This is a genomic window from Nonomuraea sp. NPDC050547 (assembly GCF_044457345.1).
In the GTDB taxonomy this organism is placed as follows: Bacteria; Actinomycetota; Actinomycetes; order Streptosporangiales; family Streptosporangiaceae; genus Nonomuraea.
The window spans coordinates 121,825-137,062 of the sequence record NZ_JBITGW010000008.1 but is presented as its reverse complement, the minus strand read 5'-3'; the positions used below and the strand labels follow the sequence as shown (position 1 = coordinate 137,062).

Sequence of the window (15,238 nt, the reverse complement as noted above, 5' to 3'; positions counted from 1 at the left end):
CCACGCGTCTCGCCTCCCTTGCTGTTGCTGGTTCCCTTAGGCCCGATTCTCCCCACTGGAGCAACAAGCACGCGCACGAACCGTCACGCAATAGTCAAGATCCGAAATCTCACCACGATGCGAACGGCTCGCAGGAGACGTAGTCTCGTTCCCGTGCATCAGCCTCGAATTCTCCGCGAGCTGCGAGCGAGCGATCACGTTCATCGCAGTGTCAAAGCAGAGGTCCGCCATAATCTGCTGACCAAGCTGCGGGCAGGCGAGCCCCGTTTTCCCGGCATCGTGGGCTTCGACGACTCGGTCCTGCCCCACCTCGAACGCGCTCTGCTGGCCGGGCACGACCTGGTCCTGCTGGGCGAGCGCGGCCAGGGCAAGACCCGGCTCATCCGCACCGTCACCGGCCTGCTCGACGAGTGGACCCCGGTCGTGGAGGGCTGCGAGATCAACGACCATCCCTACGCGCCGGTCTGCACCACGTGCCAGCGCAAGGCGCGGGAGATGGGCGACGAGCTGCCGGTCGCCTGGAAGCACCGCGACGAGCGCTACGGCGAGAAGCTGGCCACGCCCGACACCTCGGTCGGCGACCTGATCGGCGACGTCGACCCGATCAAGATCGCCGAGGGGCGCACGCTGGGCGACCCGGAGACCGTCCACTACGGCCTGGTCCCGCGCACCAACCGCGGCGTCTTCTCCGTCAACGAGCTGCCCGACCTGGCCGAGCGCATCCAGGTCTCGCTGCTGAACGTGCTGGAGGAGCGCGACATCCAGGTACGCGGCTACAACCTGCGCCTGCCCCTGGACATCCTGCTCATCGCCAGCGCCAACCCCGAGGACTACACCAACCGCGGCCGGATCATCACGCCGCTGAAGGACCGTTTCGGCGCCGAGATCCGCACCCACTACCCGCAGTCGGTCGAGGACGAGCTCACGCTCATCCGCCAGGAGTCGATGCCCGACATCGGGGCCGACATCCCCGAGCACCTGATCGAGGTGATCGCCCGCTTCACCCGCCTCGTGCGCGAGTCGACCGCGGTGGACGCCCGCTCGGGCGTCTCGGCCCGCTTCTCCATCGCCGCCGCCGAGACCGCCGCCGCCTCCGCGGTGCGCAGGGCCGCCATCACCGGCGAGGAGCACGCGGTGGCCCGCGTCTGCGACCTGCCGAGCATGGTGCCGACGCTGCGCGGCAAGGTCGAGTTCGAGGTCAGCGAGGAGGGCAGGGAGACCGAGATCCTGGCTCACCTGCTGCGCCGGGCGACGGCCGAGACGTTCAGAAACCGCCTGGGCGGCACCGACCTCGCGCCGCTGACCGACAAGTTCGCCGAGGGCAGCCAGGTGGAGTCGGGCGAGCTGGTCCCGGCCGCGGAGCTGCTGCGCCGGATCGGCCCGGTCAACGGCCTGGCGAAGATCATGGCCAAGCTGGGCATGGGCGCCGGCGACGAGTCGCCCGGTCACGCCGCGGCGGCCCTGGAGTTCGCGCTGGAGGGCCTCTACCTCATGCGCCGGCTGTCGAAGGACGATCTTGACGGAGTGAACGTCTACCGCACGTGAACATCGGGGCGGTCCCGCGCGTCCAACCTGGTAGTTCACGACACCGGGGGACCGCCCAATGCACTCTCTGCTCATCGCCGCGCTCGTCGCCGCGGCTCCGCTGACACCCGCCACCACCACCAGCGCCACCACCGTGTACGGCTACGCCTGGGCCGACGGAGCCGGCACCCTGCGGATCACACCGGTCACGGCCACCCGTGACGGCAAGAAGTACAGGCTGGCCGCCACGAAGGGCGCCAAGGAGCTCAGGCTGGGCTACAGCTCGGCCGGCTTCAGCCGCCTGACCGTCGCCTGCGGGCTGAAGGAGACCGAGGGCCGCATCGCCCAGGACGCCCACGGCCTCGGCAAGACCCGCTGCACGCCCAAGGACCTGGCCTTCACGCTCCAGCTCGGCCCGAACCCCGTGAAGATCGTCTACTCGGGCAAGAAGGCGATCAGGATCAGCGAGTTCCAGCCGGCCAAGTGGTACACCCAGACCGCCAAGGGCGTGATCAAGCGCGTGGACGCCGACACCGTCGCCTACGGCACGCGCCACCTCACCTACACCTGGCGCCTGACCTTCAACCGGGTCACCGCCAAGTGCGGCGACGGCTGGCTGACCGGCAGGCCCGTCAACGCCGACGACGACGGCCTCGGCACCAAGGGCTGCACGAACAAGGACTTCTCCAAGGTCTTCAAGGGCGGCAACCTCGCCGTGGTGCACTACAACCCGTTGAGCAACGAGCTGCTGAGCGTGTGGGAGGTCTTCGGGGACGCGTGACCGTGACGGCGGGCGCCCCGTCCGACGTGAGAAGCGACCCCCACGATCGGCGGAAACCGGCGGCGGCGGGTGGTGTGGGGGCGGCTTGCCGTAACAGAAGAACAAAAGACGAGTTAGCGTGAGATCGTGGCTTATCGCTATGGCGAGTATCAGGACGGCCCCGATCCCCTCGCGCCGCCTTATGACGTGCGAGCGGCGTTGGACGAGATGGGCGATGCGATCCTGTCCGGTTCCACGCCCGTACACGCGCTGCGTGACCTGCTCAAGCGCGGCCTGCCCGGCGCGCGCGACCGCCGCGGCCTCGACGAGATGCTCCGAGAGGTACGGCGCCGCCGCCGGGAACTGCGCGAGAGCGGCAGGCTCGACGGCACCCTGGAGCGGGCCCGCGCGCTGCTGGACAAGGCGATCGGCCAGGAGCGCGCCGAGCTGTTCCCCGACCCGTCCGACGCGGCCAGGATGCGCGAGGCCGAGCTCGACGGCCTGCCCGAGGACACCGCCGGCGCCATCCAGCAGCTGAGCTCCTACGAGTGGCGCTCGGCCGCGGCCAGGCAGACCTTCGACGAGCTGCGCGACCTGCTGCGCAGGGAGGTGCTGGACACCCAGTTCCGCGGGCTGCGCGAGGCGCTGGCCAACCCCGACCCGGCGGCCATGGAACGTGTGCGCCAGATGGTCGCCGCCCTCAACGAGATGCTGGAGCGCGACTCCCGCGGCGAGCACACCCAAGCCGACTTCGACGCCTTCATGGCCACGTACGGGGACATGTTCCCCGAGAAACCGCGCACGCTGGAAGAGCTGGTCGACATCCTCGCCCGCCGGGCCGCCGCCACGCAGCGCATGCTGGCCTCGATGACCCCGCGCCAGCGCGAGGAACTCGGCGGCCTCATCAACCAGACCCTGGAGCAGGCCGGGCTCGGCGAGCAGATGCGCCGCCTGGGCGACGCGCTCACCGCCCGCCGCCCCGACCTCGCCTGGAACACCCCGGAACGCCTCACCGGTGACGAGCCGCTCGGCATGGGCGACGCCGTCACCGCCCTGGAGGAGCTGGCCGACCTCACCCAGCTGGAGGCGGCACTGCGCCAGGACTATCCCGGCGCCAGGCTCGACGACATCGACGAGGCCGCCGTACGCCGGGCGCTCGGCCGCTCGGCCGTCGACGACCTGGAGGCGCTGCGGCGCATCGAACGGGAACTGGAGGAGCAAGGCTATCTGCTGCGCCGGCGCGGGAAGCTGGAGCTGACGCCCAAGGCGGTGCGCAGGCTCGGCGAGACCGCGCTGCGCCGCGTGTTCGCCTCGCTGGACGCCGGGCGGCGCGGCGACCACGAGCAGCACGACGCGGGCTCGGCCGGCGAGCTGACCGGGTCCTCGCGGCCGTGGCGCTTCGGGGACGAGCAGCCCATCGACGTGGTGCGCACGCTGGTCAACGGCATTCGCAACGGCGGCGGCCGTACCTCGGGAGGTCTGCGGTTGTCCGTGGACGACTTCGAGGTCGCCGAGACCGAGCGGCGCACCGCGGCGGCGGTCTGCCTGCTGGTGGACCTGTCGTACTCGATGGCGCTGCGGGGCACGTGGGCGGCGGCCAAGCAGACCGCGCTGGCGCTGCAGGCGCTGGTGGCCTCGAAATTCCCGCAGGACGCCGTGCAGATCATCGGCTTCTCCAACTACGCGCGGGTGCTGCAGCCGGACGAGCTGGCCGGGCTCGACTGGGACATGGTGCAGGGCACGAACCTGCACCACGCGCTACTGATCGCCGGGCGGCACCTGGACCGCCATCCCGACTTCGAGCCGGTCGTGCTCGTGGTCACCGACGGCGAGCCCACCGCGCACCTCATGCGCAACGGCCGCTCGGCCTTCGAGTGGCCGCCTTCCCACGAGACGCTGGAGCTGACGCTGGCCGAGGTCGACAAGATGACCAGGCGGCGGGCCACGATCAACGTGTTCATGCTGGCCGCCGACGACCGGCTGCGCGAGTTCGTCGACGAGGTCGCCCGCCGCAACGGCGGCCGGGTGTTCTCGCCCAGCGCCGAACGGCTGGGCGAGTACGTGGTCAGCGACTTCCTCCGGCTGCGCCGCGCCCGCTAGACGAGGGCGTGGCGGCCCAGCCGGGCGTCGAACCCGTCGTGCAGGTCGCGGAAGGAGCGGTAGGCGACTCTGGTACGGCCGCCGCCCCGCGCCATCAGCGCGGCCACCTCGGCCGGCTCGGGCAGCACCCCGCCCCCGAGGTAACGGACCCCGGCCAGGACCGTCCGCACACCCCGCTCACCCGAGACGAACCGGCCGCGGCGCCACCCGCTCTCCTCGTCCCACACCAGGGCGTCGCCTCCCTCCAGCAGGATCGTCGCGTCCCGCGGGTCGAAGGGGTCGTCCCACCACATCACATGCTCCACCGCGGCTGCTACCGACGACACGTAACCCAGGGGCAACCTCAGCCATTCCTGGCTATAGGGAACCGGCATCCTGATTCTGCCTTTCCTCTCGGGAAATGGGACGGAAGGAAATCGTCCCGCCGGGCGGCGAAGCTGTAAAGCCAGGACCTAGACCGCTCATACCAATAAGCGGACAATGAGAGCATGTCCGAGCCGCTCTACCGCAAGGTGGCCGACGACCTGCGGAAGAAGATAACCGCCGGGTCCCTTCAGCCAGGTCAGCGCCTGCCGTCCCAGTCGGAGCTCGAGCGGCTCTTCGGCGTCTCCACCAACACCGTCCGCCTGGCGATCGCCGTCCTGGCCAACGAGGGCCTGGTGGAGTCGCGGCAGGGGCTGGGCACGTACGTGAACACGCGGCTGACCTTCACCATGGTCATGTCGAACAGGGAGGGCCTGCGCACGGCGAGCGGCAAGGACGCCTTCACCTCCGCGGTGGAGGAGCAGGGCCGCCAGCCCGCGCAGGAGGGCTTCACCATGGAGTTCCGGGAGGCGAGCCCGAAAGTCGCCTCCTACCTGCAGATCCCTGAAGGTTCCGTGGTGGTCGTGCGCCTGTCGCGGCGGCTGGTCGACGGGGAGAGCTGGTCGCTGCAGGACTCGTTCTATCCGCTGGACGTGGCCGAGGGAACGGGCCTGATGTTACCCGTCGACCTGGAGCGCGGCACGATCCGCGAACTGGCCGACCACGGCCACGTGCAGGTCCGCCATCGCGACGTGGTGCTGGCCAGGATGCCGACGCCGCAGGAGGTCCCGTTCTTCGGCCGCAGGGCGGGGGTGCCGGTGGTCGAGGTGATCAGGACGGCGTACTCGGCCGAGCGGCCGATCCGGCTCACGGTGGCGATCTACGCCAGCGATATGACCCACCTGGCCTACGAAATCAATTATGCAGGCTCCGGCCACTTATCCCAATAAGTGTAGTCAATTGTATTCCGCCAACCCAGATCACCTGGCGGTTCCTCTTCTATGTCCACCTATTGATGACAGGCGGGGTGCCGCTGCCATAATTACCCATGGATTTGTACCTCATGATCCCGATCGCCTTGATCGGAGGAGCGACCGGCACGTTCGTCATGATCGTGCTCAGTGTCCTCAGAGAGGACTGGCGCGGGTCACCGACCCACCGCGCCCCAGGGCCCTTCTCCCGCTGCACCCGCGGGATCCTCGGCCTTCACGTGAACAACACCGACTGCACGCAGTGCGCCGCCCAGGAAGGGCGTCAGACCGTCACACCCGCCTGAACTAGGCACGCACCAGGCCGGACCAGAAGTCCAGCGCGACATCGAACCCGTCCCGGCAGTTGCGGTGCGAGCGGTAGCAGGGCCGCCAGGCGCTGCTCGCACCGATCCCGAGCCGCGCGTCCGACAGGGCCGCGGGAACCCGCTCGGGCCGGGGCAGCAGACCGCCACCCAGATAGCGCACATCGGCCAGCTCGGTGTGCTCGTCACGGGCCCCGGAGAGGAAGCGGCCGAGCCGCCAGCCGCTCTCTTCGTCCCACACCAGCGCCGAGCCGCCGGTCACCAGGACCGTCGCCGCACGCGGCTCGCCGGGCCCCTCCCACCATTCGGCCACCTCGGCGTCGAGCACTTCGACCACCTGTTTCACGTAGCAGCGCGGCTGACGCTGCCACTCATCGGTGTACGGCTCGACGTGCCTGACGGCCACGACGGCACCCCCTTGTGCCTGAACGGATGAAAACGGCGGTACGCAACGATACCCGGGCTGAACTTATTCCGTTGCCAGGGCGTCTAGTCATTACGGAGGATATTCGGGGAAGGAGGGAGTGCCATGTTCGCAATGGTCTTGCTCATCATGATCATGGTCATCACCGTGACGTCCTTCGAGCTGTGCATGCGGTGCTCCCGCAAGAGCGAAGAGAGTGTCGAGCCACAGGCCGAGATCGCCGGGGACTAGTCTCTGCGGCATGTCCCTGCTTATCTGGCTGCACATCGCCTTCGCGATCTTCGCGGTCGGGCCGCTCACCGCGCTGACGCACGCCGCCCCCCGCGCAATTCGCACCAAGAACGCCGCGTTGCTGACGTTCATCCACCGCTCGACCCGGCTCTACGCCCTGCTCTCGCTGGGCGTGCTGATCTTCGGCATCGGAGCCGGGGTCATCGCCGGGAACGGCACCTTGGGCAAGTGGAACATGACCGCGTCCATGACGTTGTTCATCGTGGCCGCGGTCCTGATCGTCCTCGTCGAACGCGACCTGCGCACCGCCGTCCAGGCGTTGTCCAGCGAGACCCCGGACGACGACGCGAAGGTGCAGACAGGACGGATCGCCGCCATCGCCGGCGTGGTCACGCTGATCTGGCTGGCGATCCTGTTCCTGATGGTCGTGCCGTCCTAGCCGAGTGCCCGGGTGAGGTCGGCGAGCAGGTCGTCGACCGTCTCGATGCCCACCGACAACCGCACCAGGTCGGCCGGGACCTCCAGCGGCGAGCCCGCCGCCGACGCGTGGGTCATCCTGCCCGGGTGCTCGATCAGCGACTCGACCCCACCGAGCGACTCCCCCAGCGTGAACAGCTCGGCGCGGTTGCACACCTCCACGGCGGCCTCCTCGCCCCCCGCCACGCGGAACGACACCATGCCGCCGAAGCGCTTCATCTGCTTGGCCGCCACCTCGTGGCCGGGGTGCTCGCCCAGGCCCGGGTAGAGCACCTGGGTCACCTTCGGGTGCGCCAGCAGCAGGTCGACCACCCGCTCGGCGTTGTCGCAGTGGCGGTCCATCCGCACGCCCAGCGTCTTGAGCCCGCGCAGCGTCAGCCACGCGTCGAACGGCCCGGCCACCGCGCCCATGGCGTTCTGGTGGTAGGCCAGCTCGTCGCCCAGCTCCTTCGAACGCGCCACCAGCGCGCCGCCGACCACGTCGGAGTGGCCGCCCACGTACTTGGTCGTGGAGTGCACGACGATGTCGGCCCCCAGCTCAAGCGGCCGCTGCAGGTACGGCGAGGCGAAGGTGTTGTCCACGACCAGCAGCGCGTCGTTCTCGTGGGCCAGCTCGGCGAGCCCGGCGATGTCGGCGATGCCCAGCAGCGGGTTCGTCGGCGTCTCCACCCAGACGATCTTCGTCTTCTGCGTCATGGCCCCGGCGACGGCGTCCAGGTTCCCCAGCGGCACCGGGTCGTAGCGCAGCCCCCAGCGCTCGTTGACCTTGGCGAACAGGCGGTAGGTGCCGCCGTAGGCGTCGTTCGGGATGATGACGTGGTCGTTCGGCCGGCACACGGTGCGCAGCACGGTGTCCTCCGCGGCCAGGCCGGAGGCGAACGCGAGCCCCCGCGCGCCGGCCTCGACCGCGGCCAGCGCCTCTTCGAGCGCGGTCCTGGTCGGGTTGGCCGAGCGGCTGTACTCATAGCCCGAGCGCAGTCCGCCCACGCCGTCCTGCTTGTAGGTGGACGTCGCGTAGATCGGCGGGACGACCGCGCCGGTCAGCGGGTCGGGCTCCTGACCTGCGTGGATCGCCAGCGTTTCGAATCCGTTGCTCATACCCGCCACGGTAACGGAACCGGCCCGCGATTCCGTCCCCCAACGGTCTCGCGGGCCGATCCCTCCCCCAAGGCTCGCCGGCGCCATGCCCGCCGCCGCGAGCCCTGTCTCAGGCCGCCTTGGGCTGGCGCCGGTCGCCGGTACGGCTCGGCAGCTGAACCACCTCACCCTCGTGCACCGCACGCGGCGCGTGGATGTGGCGGCCGCTGCCGCCCTCGGCGGGCTCTCCGTTGATCCTGGAGAGCATCACGGGGTCGGCCAGCGCGAGCAGTACACCCACGACCAGTCCCACACCCAGCAACACGAATCCGATGACGACCATTTCCCCGTCTCCCTTCCGACATATCCAGCATCGGTGACGACCCACCCCTTCCACCTCCGCTGAAGGTCTGGTCTGCGGCGTCGCCACTCGGCCGAACGGTTGATACGGGTGCTCCGACTTCCGGCTTAGGCTCGATGCCGTGGGGGACACCAAGCGCTTCGTCTACTGGATCCGCAGACTCAGCGAAATCGCCATGATCGGCTGGCTGGGCCTGATGCTGATGATCGACGTGGCGGCCGCCGCCAGCGTCGGCGGACCCCAGTGGCTGGTGCCCTTCTGCGGCATCGCCGGCATCGCCGCCGTGCTGGCCCGGCACAAGCGCCGGGTCGAGGGCTTCACCTTCTTGCTGGCCTTCAGCTTCGTCACCTCCACGATCATCAGCGCCACCGACTACGACGGCGTGCCCGGCATGGCGGAGTCCGGCGCGGTGCTCATCCTCACGATCGGCGTGCTGCGCCACATCCAGCCTGTGCGCAAGGCCGCCGTCTTCGCCCTGGTCGCCCTGGTCGTCCTGCTGGCGGAAGCCGCCGGCCGCGACTACCAGAACGCGGGCCTGGCCTTCTCGTTCCTGCTGTTCGCCGGCTGGTCGCTGGCGGCGGGCGTGGGCGGCTACCTCCGCTTCCAGCAGGAACGCCGCTCGGAAGCCGTCTTCTCGGTACGCCGCGCCGAACGCCTGGAACTGGCCAGAGAGCTCCACGACCTGGTCGCCCACCACATCACCGGCATCGTCGTCCAGGCCCAGGCCGCCAAGACCGTCGCCGAGATGAAGCCGGAGGCCGTGGTGCCCGCCCTCGACGCGATCGCCGGAGCCGGGGCGGAGGCGCTGACGTCGATGCGCCGCCTGGTCGGCGTGCTGCGCGCGGAGGACGAGGCGGAGCGCAGGCCCGGCACCACACTGGCCGACCTGCGCCTGCTGACCGAGCGCTTCTCCGCCAGCGGGCCGAAGGTGGCCTTCGAGATCGGCCAGGGCGTCGGCGACGGCACGCTGCCGCCCGAGGTCGTCACCACCCTGCACCGCGTGCTTCAGGAGGCGCTGACGAACGTGCGCAGGCACGCGCCCGGCGCGGCCTGGGTCGAGGCGGACCTGCGCGCCTTCCCCAATCTGGTGCGGCTGCGGGTGCGCAACTTCGGGTCGGCCTCAGACCCCAGGGTGGCCCGGCTGGGTGGCGGCTTCGGCCTGGTCGGCATGGCCGAGCGGGTGGAGGCCCTGGGCGGCAGGCTCTTCGCCGGTCCCACGCCCGAGGGCTACTGGGAGGTGATCGCCGAGTTCCCGCTCGCCTGAGCGGAAGGCCTCGGTGAAGGCCCCGGCGTCCAGGCTCGTCCTGACGCGGGCGGTGATCCGGTCGACGTCGAGCCGCTCGCCGTCGGGCAGCGGGGCGCCCACCGACTTCCTCATGGCGGCGGCCGTACCCAGGTGGCGGGCGGCCTCCTCGGCGCGACCGGCCAGCGAGAGCGCGCCCGCCAGCCCTTCGAGCGCCAGCGCGACCGCGCGCGGGTCGCCGGTGGAGACGGCGGCCGCGTAGCCCGCCTCCTGCCGGGCCAGCGCGGTCTCGGCGTCGCCCCGCTGCTCGGCGGCGAAGCCCAGCTCGGCCAGCGCGAACGCGATGCCCGGCGTGCCGCCGACCTGCCGCAGCCAGGCGAACCACGGCAGCAGATGGTCCTCGGCATCGGCGAAGCGGCCCTGGCGGCGCGCGCTGATCGCCAGCCCGATCACGGCGTGCTCCTCCGCGGACTTGACCGACTGTTCGACCGCCAGCGCGCGGGCCCGCTCGTGGTAGTCGTCGGCGCGCGCGTAGTCGCCCTCCAGCAACGCCAGACGGCCCAGCCCGGAGAGCTTGAACGGCGAGGCGATGCCCAGCTCCCCCGCCAGGCGCAGCTGCTCCTCGCGCAGCCCGGCGGCCCGCGCGTAGTCGCCGCGGATCTCGGCCGCCATGTCGAGCGCGTCCATGGCCTCGGCCTGACCCCAGCGGTCGCCGAGCTCACCGAAGATCTCCAGGCTGCGGGCGCCGTCACGCTCCATGGCCGCCAGGTCGCCGCGGCCCACCGCCAGCCTGGCCCGCAGCGCGAGCGCCGCGGCCACGCCCCAGCGCTCCCCCATCGCGCCGAACGCCGTCAGCGCCTTCTCCACCTGGTCGTCGTGGACGGAGAAGCCGCCGTAGGCCCAGGCCACATGGCTGAGGAACCAGTCGTGCAGGGCCCGCCCCAGCGGATCCAGGTCCGCGTACGGCACCGCCTCCGCCGGCTCGCCGATCACCTTGGTGAACCCGGCCAGCCACATGGCCGCCATCGCGCTCTGCCCCGATGGCCCGCCCCTGGTCAGCGCGTAGGCCAGCGACCTGCGCGCCTCGCCCAGCCGCCCGCGCAGGAACCAGTACCAGGCCATCGCGTTCACCAGCCGCAGCGGCTCCGGCCCTTCGAGCGCCAGCCGCAGGTTGCCGCTCTCCTGGTCGAGGCGTTTCAGGCAGTCGCGCTGGCCGTGCCCGCGCAGGTCGGCGCGCTCGGCCAGCGCCGTGTAGTAGCGCGCGTGCCGTTCCCTGACCAGCTCGTACTCACCGGCCTCCCGCAGCCGCTCCACCCCATAGGCCGCCACCGACTCCAGCAGCCGGAACCGCGGCCCCGCCGTGACCAGCGAGCGGTCGACCAGCCTGGCCAGCAGGTCGAGCACGTCGTGGCCCGGCTCGGCGCACACCTGCTCGGCCGCCTCCAGCGTGCACCCGTCAGCGTGTACGGCCAGCCGCCGCAACACCAGCCGCTCCGGCTCCGACAGCAGATCCCAGCTCCAGTCGATCATCGCCCGGAGCGTCCGCTGACGCGCGGGCGCGTCCCGCATCCCGGTGTTGAGCAGCTGGAACCGGTCGTCCAGCCGTCTGGCCAGCTCATCGGCCCCGAGCGCCCGGACCCGCGTCGCGGCCAGTTCCAGCGCCAGCGGGATGCCGTCCAGCCTGCGGCAGATCGTGCGTACCGCCGGGCCCGGCTCGATGCCGGCCCGCGCCGCGAACAGGGCCACCGCGTCGTCCTCGGCCAGCGGCGGCACCACGTGGACGCGCTCGCCGGTCACGCCCAGCGGCTCCTGGCTCGTGGCCAGCACGCGCAGTTCCGGCGCGGCCTTCAGCAGGGTCGCGGCCAGCCGGGCCACCGGCTCGACCAGATGCTCGCAGTTGTCCAGCACGAGCAGCGCCCGCCTGCCGCTCAGCGCCCGCGCGATCCGCGGCTCCAGCGGCTGCGAGGAGTCGTCGCGCACCCCGGCCACCGCCGCCAGCACGTCGGCCGGGTGGGTGGTACCGGTGAGCTCGGCGAGGTACACCCGCTCGGTGCGGCGGCGGGCCACCTCCAGGGCGAGGCTGGTCTTGCCCACGCCGCCGGGGCCGGTCAGCGTGACCAGCCGGTCGCGGCCGAGCCGGGCGACGACCTCGGCGAGCTGGTCGTCCCTGCCGACCAGCGGGGCCAGGGCGGCGGGCAGGCGCGCCGGCGCGGAGCGGTCGTCACGGGCCTCGGACCCGGGGTCGCCGCGCACGATCTCCGGGCGCGGCCCGGGGTCCTGGCCCACCGTCTCCGGGCGCAGCTCGGGGCCTTGGCGCACCGGCTTCAGGCGCAGCTCGGGGTCCTGGCGGAGGATCTTGGTGTGGAGCTCGGCCAGCTCCGGCGACGGGTCGAGGCCCAGCTCTCCGGCCAGCCTCTCGCGCAGGTCGGCATACGTGGCCAGGGCCTCGCTCTGGCGGCCCTGCCGGTAGAGGGCGCGCATGTGGACGGCTCTCAGCCGCTCGCGCAGAGGGTGCTCGGCCACCAGGCCGGCCACCTCGACCGGCTCGCCGAGGGCCAGCCGTACCTCGGACAGCTCTTCGACGGCGGCCAGGCGCAGCTCTTCCAGTCGCGCGATCGCGGGCCTGGCGAAGTCGAGGTCGGCCATGTCGGCGAAGGCGGGGCCGCGCCACAACGCCAGCGCCCGGTCCAGCTCGGCCGCGCGTTCGTGCGGCGGGACGGCGCGGCGGGCGAGCAGTTCCTCGAACCGGGCCGCGTCGACCCATTCGGCCACGATCCGGTAGCCGCCGGGTCCGCGCACGACCAGGCCGGGATCGCCCAGGGCACGCCTGAGCTGCGAGACGCGGGCCTGCAGGGTGCCGGTCGGGTTGCGCGAGGGGCGCTCGCCCCACAGGTCGTCGATCAGCCGGTCCGCCGAGACCGGGCGGCCCCCGTGCACGAGCAGATCGGCCAGGAGCGCGCGCACCTTGGGCTCGGCCACGTGCAGCGGCTCATCGTCGTCGGCCCACACCGCGAGCGGTCCCAGCACCCCGAATCTCACCACGTACCGATTAAACCCGTAGCGGGTCCGTGGAGATTCCGTAGCGGCCTCTCGCAGGGTGAAGCCATGACGACTCAGGTGACAGTGATCGGCCTCGGGCCGATGGGCGCCCAGATGGCGCGGACGTTTCTCAAGGCCGGCTTCGAGGTGACCGTGTGGAACCGGACGGCCGCCAAAGCCGATCCTCTGGTGGCGCTCGGCGCCAAGCGGGCCGAGCGGCCCACCGGCGACCTCATGGTGATCAGCCAGCTCGAGTACCAGGCGATGTACGACAGCCTCGACGGCGTGGACCTCGACGGCAAGGTGCTGGTCAACCTCAGCTCCGACACCCCGGCCAAGCTGCGGGAGGCCGCGGCGTGGGTGGCGGAGCGCGGCGGTGTGCTGATCACGGCGGGGATCATGGTGCCGCCGCCCGGCATCGGCGAGCCGGGCTCCTTCGCCTTCTACAGCGGGCCGCGCGAGGTGCTCGACCGGCACACCGCGACGCTCGCGGCGCTGGGCGAGGTGGTCCACGTGGGCGCGGACGAGGGCTTGGCGATGATGTACTACCAGTCGCAGCTGTACGTGTTCTGGTCCACGCTGACCGCGTACATGTACTCCGCCGCGCTCCTCGGCAGCGCCGGGGTGAAGGCGGCCGACAGCGTGCCCTTCTTCCAGGGGCTCGTGGGCTCGGTGGCGGGCGACGGGCCGATGGGCTATCTGAAGATCCTCAGCGAGGAGATCGACGCCGGCGTCTACCCGGGCGCGGAGAACAGCCTGCACATGCAGGCCGTCGGCATGGAGCACGCCCTGCACGCCTTCCGCGAAGCCGGGCTGGAGACCTCCATGCCGGCGGCGCTGAAGGAGCTGTTCGCGCGCACGGACCGGGAAGGGCACGGCGCCGACGGCCTCGGCGCCGTGATCGAATCGATCAAGAAGCCCTAGTGCGCGGAGTTGGCCAGGAAGGCGAGCAGGTCCTGCCGGGTGAGCAGCCCGGCGGGCTTGCCGTCCTCCAGGACCACCGCGGCGTCCGCCTTCTCCAGCGCCTCGACCGCCCGCGCCACCGGCTCGCCGCCGCCGATCGTGGGCAGCGGCTGCGACATATGCTCGGCGATCGGGTCCTCGGCCTTGAGCCGCCCCCGGTAGAGCGCCTCCAGCAGGTCGCGCTCCACGATCGAGCCGACCACCTCGGCCGCCATGACCGGCGGCTCCTCCTTCATGACCGGCAGCTGTGACACCGAGTACTCGCGCATGATCGCGATCGCCTCGCCGACCGACTCGTGCGGGTGCACGTGCACGAACTCCGGCAGCCCCGCTCCCTTGCGGGCCAGCACGTCGGCCACCAGCCCCTCGTCGGAGGAGGTCGTCAGGAAGCCGTAGTCGGCCATCCAGTCGTCGTTGAAGATCTTCGACAGGTAGCCGCGCCCGCCGTCGGGCAGCAGCACGGCGACGATGTCCGTCGGAGCGGCCTTGGCGGCCACGCGCAGCGCCGCCACCACCGCCATCCCGCACGAACCGCCCACCAGCAGCCCCTCCTCGCGGGCCAGGCGGCGGGTCATGTTGAAGGAATCCTTGTCGGAGACCGCGATGATCTCGTCGCAGATCGTGGTGTCGTAGGTGGCCGGCCAGATGTCCTCGCCCACCCCTTCCACCAGGTACGGCCGACCCGACCCACCGGAGTACACCGAGCCCTCGGGGTCGGCGCCGATGATCTTCACCCGGCCGCCGGAGACCTCCTTGAGGTAGCGGCCCGTGCCGCTGATCGTGCCGCCCGTGCCCACGCCCGCCACGAAGTGGGTGATCCGGCCGTCGGTCTGCTCCCACAGCTCCGGCCCCGTGGAGTGGTAGTGGGAGTCGGGGTTGTTCTCGTTGGAGTACTGGTCGGGCTTCCAGGCGTTGGGAATCTCCCTGGCCAGCCGGTCGGAGACCGAGTAGTAGGACTCGGGGTGGTCGGGCGAGACGGCCGTCGGGCAGACCACGACGTCGGCGCCGTAGGCGCGCAGCACGGCGATCTTGTCCTGGGCGACCTTGTCGGGGACCACGAAGACGCACCGGTAGCCCTTGGTCTGGGCCACGATGGCCAGGCCGACGCCGGTGTTGCCCGAGGTCGGCTCCACGATCGTGCCGCCGGGCCGCAGCGCTCCCGACTGCTCGGCGGCCTCGATCATGCGTACGGCGATGCGGTCCTTGACCGATCCGCCGGGGTTGAAGTACTCGACCTTGGCGAGCACCTGGGCAGGCAGTCCCGCGGATACCTTGTGCAGCCGGACGAGCGGGGTGTTCCCCATGAGCTCGACCAGGGAATCGTAAACGCGCACCGAGGTGTTCACCTTCTTTACCGAAGCTTGGTCAGCTTGCCAGGCGCCGAGATCCCCAGGGGGTGGCGGGCGCTCGGCTAGTTTCAGACAAACGCTACCGCCAGTGGG

Annotated in this window: 14 protein-coding genes and 1 pseudogene; 9 read left to right on the top strand and 6 right to left on the bottom strand. The window is 71.1% G+C overall.

Annotated features, from left to right (window positions below):
* Positions 1-117: 117 nt before the first annotated feature.
* The 3 genes from ACIBHY_RS21245 (at position 118) to ACIBHY_RS21235 (ending at position 4,384) form a co-directional block, all read left to right on the top strand.
* Complete coding sequence (locus ACIBHY_RS21245; RefSeq protein ID WP_397251727.1) at positions 118-1,545, top strand: sigma 54-interacting transcriptional regulator; 1,428 nt, start codon at positions 118-120, stop codon at positions 1,543-1,545.
* 58 nt (positions 1,546-1,603) lie between these two features.
* The gene (locus ACIBHY_RS21240; protein WP_397307514.1) at positions 1,604-2,305 is read left to right on the top strand and encodes a hypothetical protein; all 702 of its coding nucleotides are present in this window, start codon (positions 1,604-1,606) and stop codon (positions 2,303-2,305) included.
* Between the two features lie 123 nt (positions 2,306-2,428).
* Positions 2,429-4,384: a hypothetical protein gene (locus ACIBHY_RS21235; protein ID WP_397251902.1), complete on the top strand. Its 1,956-nt coding sequence runs from the start codon at positions 2,429-2,431 to the stop codon at positions 4,382-4,384.
* Here the strand turns inward: ACIBHY_RS21235 and ACIBHY_RS21230 are convergent.
* A complete protein-coding gene (locus ACIBHY_RS21230) occupies positions 4,381-4,758 on the bottom strand; it encodes a DUF6292 family protein (protein WP_397251731.1) in 378 nt (125 codons plus the stop codon). The two genes, ACIBHY_RS21235 and ACIBHY_RS21230, sit on opposite strands and share 4 nt — an antisense overlap.
* Before the next feature lie 114 nt (positions 4,759-4,872).
* Here ACIBHY_RS21230 and ACIBHY_RS21225 point away from each other — a divergent pair, with 114 nt between their 5' ends.
* Positions 4,873-5,637: a GntR family transcriptional regulator gene (locus ACIBHY_RS21225; RefSeq protein ID WP_397251733.1), complete on the top strand. Its 765-nt coding sequence runs from the start codon at positions 4,873-4,875 to the stop codon at positions 5,635-5,637.
* A gap of 98 nt (positions 5,638-5,735) precedes the next feature.
* A complete protein-coding gene (locus tag ACIBHY_RS21220; protein WP_397251735.1) occupies positions 5,736-5,963 on the top strand; it encodes a hypothetical protein in 228 nt (75 codons plus the stop codon).
* Position 5,964: 1 nt separating this feature from the next.
* On the opposite strand, the gene ACIBHY_RS21215 is transcribed toward ACIBHY_RS21220, so the two are convergent.
* On the bottom strand, positions 5,965-6,387 hold the full coding sequence (locus ACIBHY_RS21215; RefSeq protein WP_397251736.1) for a DUF6292 family protein: 423 nt from the start codon (positions 6,385-6,387) through the stop codon (positions 5,965-5,967).
* Positions 6,388-6,510: 123 nt separating this feature from the next.
* Here ACIBHY_RS21215 and ACIBHY_RS21210 point away from each other — a divergent pair, with 123 nt between their 5' ends.
* Both ACIBHY_RS21210 and ACIBHY_RS21205 read left to right on the top strand, forming a co-directional pair.
* Complete coding sequence (locus ACIBHY_RS21210) at positions 6,511-6,636, top strand: hypothetical protein (RefSeq protein WP_397251737.1); 126 nt, start codon at positions 6,511-6,513, stop codon at positions 6,634-6,636.
* 10 nt (positions 6,637-6,646) lie between these two features.
* The gene (locus tag ACIBHY_RS21205) at positions 6,647-7,075 is read left to right on the top strand and encodes a hypothetical protein (protein WP_397251738.1); all 429 of its coding nucleotides are present in this window, start codon (positions 6,647-6,649) and stop codon (positions 7,073-7,075) included.
* Here ACIBHY_RS21205 and ACIBHY_RS21200 read toward each other — a convergent pair.
* Both ACIBHY_RS21200 and ACIBHY_RS21195 read right to left on the bottom strand, forming a co-directional pair.
* Positions 7,072-8,211, bottom strand: a complete 1,140-nt coding sequence (locus tag ACIBHY_RS21200; RefSeq protein ID WP_184967592.1) for a cystathionine gamma-synthase — start codon at positions 8,209-8,211, stop codon at positions 7,072-7,074. The two genes, ACIBHY_RS21205 and ACIBHY_RS21200, sit on opposite strands and share 4 nt — an antisense overlap.
* 109 nt (positions 8,212-8,320) lie before the next feature.
* Positions 8,321-8,533 (bottom strand): hypothetical protein, encoded by a 213-nt coding sequence (locus ACIBHY_RS21195; RefSeq protein ID WP_379637629.1) that lies wholly within the window; start codon positions 8,531-8,533, stop codon positions 8,321-8,323.
* A gap of 193 nt (positions 8,534-8,726) precedes the next feature.
* On the opposite strand from ACIBHY_RS21195, the pseudogene ACIBHY_RS21190 reads away from it, so the two are divergent.
* Positions 8,727-9,749, top strand: a pseudogene (locus tag ACIBHY_RS21190) (sensor histidine kinase); the annotation flags it as partial.
* On the opposite strand, the gene ACIBHY_RS21185 reads toward ACIBHY_RS21190, so the two are convergent.
* Positions 9,672-12,836 carry an AfsR/SARP family transcriptional regulator gene (locus ACIBHY_RS21185; RefSeq protein ID WP_397307513.1) on the bottom strand — a complete coding sequence of 1,055 codons (3,165 nt, stop codon included), beginning with the start codon at positions 12,834-12,836 and terminating at the stop codon, positions 9,672-9,674. The pseudogene ACIBHY_RS21190 and the gene ACIBHY_RS21185 overlap by 78 nt on opposite strands.
* A gap of 63 nt (positions 12,837-12,899) precedes the next feature.
* Between ACIBHY_RS21185 and ACIBHY_RS21180 the strand changes: the two genes are divergently transcribed.
* Positions 12,900-13,757, top strand: coding sequence for an NAD(P)-dependent oxidoreductase (locus tag ACIBHY_RS21180; RefSeq protein ID WP_397251741.1), 858 nt, complete (start codon positions 12,900-12,902; stop codon positions 13,755-13,757).
* Here the strand turns inward: ACIBHY_RS21180 and ACIBHY_RS21175 are convergent.
* Entirely contained in the window at positions 13,754-15,130 is a 1,377-nt protein-coding gene (locus tag ACIBHY_RS21175) for a cystathionine beta-synthase (protein ID WP_397251742.1), read from the bottom strand. The genes ACIBHY_RS21180 and ACIBHY_RS21175 overlap by 4 nt on opposite strands.
* Between the last annotated feature and the right edge of the window lie 108 nt (positions 15,131-15,238).

Bases quoted from the DNA above. Each gene is read 5' to 3' on its own strand.
- ACIBHY_RS21245 (WP_397251727.1), top strand. From the start codon at position 118: ATGCGAACGGCTCGCAGGAGACGTAGTCTCGTTCCCGTGCATCAGCCT.
- ACIBHY_RS21240 (WP_397307514.1), top strand. From the start codon at position 1,604: ATGCACTCTCTGCTCATCGCCGCGCTCGTCGCCGCGGCTCCGCTGACA.
- ACIBHY_RS21230 (WP_397251731.1), bottom strand. From the start codon at position 4,758: ATGCCGGTTCCCTATAGCCAGGAATGGCTGAGGTTGCCCCTGGGTTAC.
- ACIBHY_RS21225 (WP_397251733.1), top strand. From the start codon at position 4,873: ATGTCCGAGCCGCTCTACCGCAAGGTGGCCGACGACCTGCGGAAGAAG.
- ACIBHY_RS21220 (WP_397251735.1), top strand. From the start codon at position 5,736: ATGGATTTGTACCTCATGATCCCGATCGCCTTGATCGGAGGAGCGACC.
- ACIBHY_RS21210 (WP_397251737.1), top strand. From the start codon at position 6,511: ATGTTCGCAATGGTCTTGCTCATCATGATCATGGTCATCACCGTGACG.
- ACIBHY_RS21205 (WP_397251738.1), top strand. From the start codon at position 6,647: ATGTCCCTGCTTATCTGGCTGCACATCGCCTTCGCGATCTTCGCGGTC.
- ACIBHY_RS21200 (WP_184967592.1), bottom strand. From the start codon at position 8,211: ATGAGCAACGGATTCGAAACGCTGGCGATCCACGCAGGTCAGGAGCCC.
- ACIBHY_RS21195 (WP_379637629.1), bottom strand. From the start codon at position 8,533: ATGGTCGTCATCGGATTCGTGTTGCTGGGTGTGGGACTGGTCGTGGGT.
- ACIBHY_RS21180 (WP_397251741.1), top strand. From the start codon at position 12,900: ATGACGACTCAGGTGACAGTGATCGGCCTCGGGCCGATGGGCGCCCAG.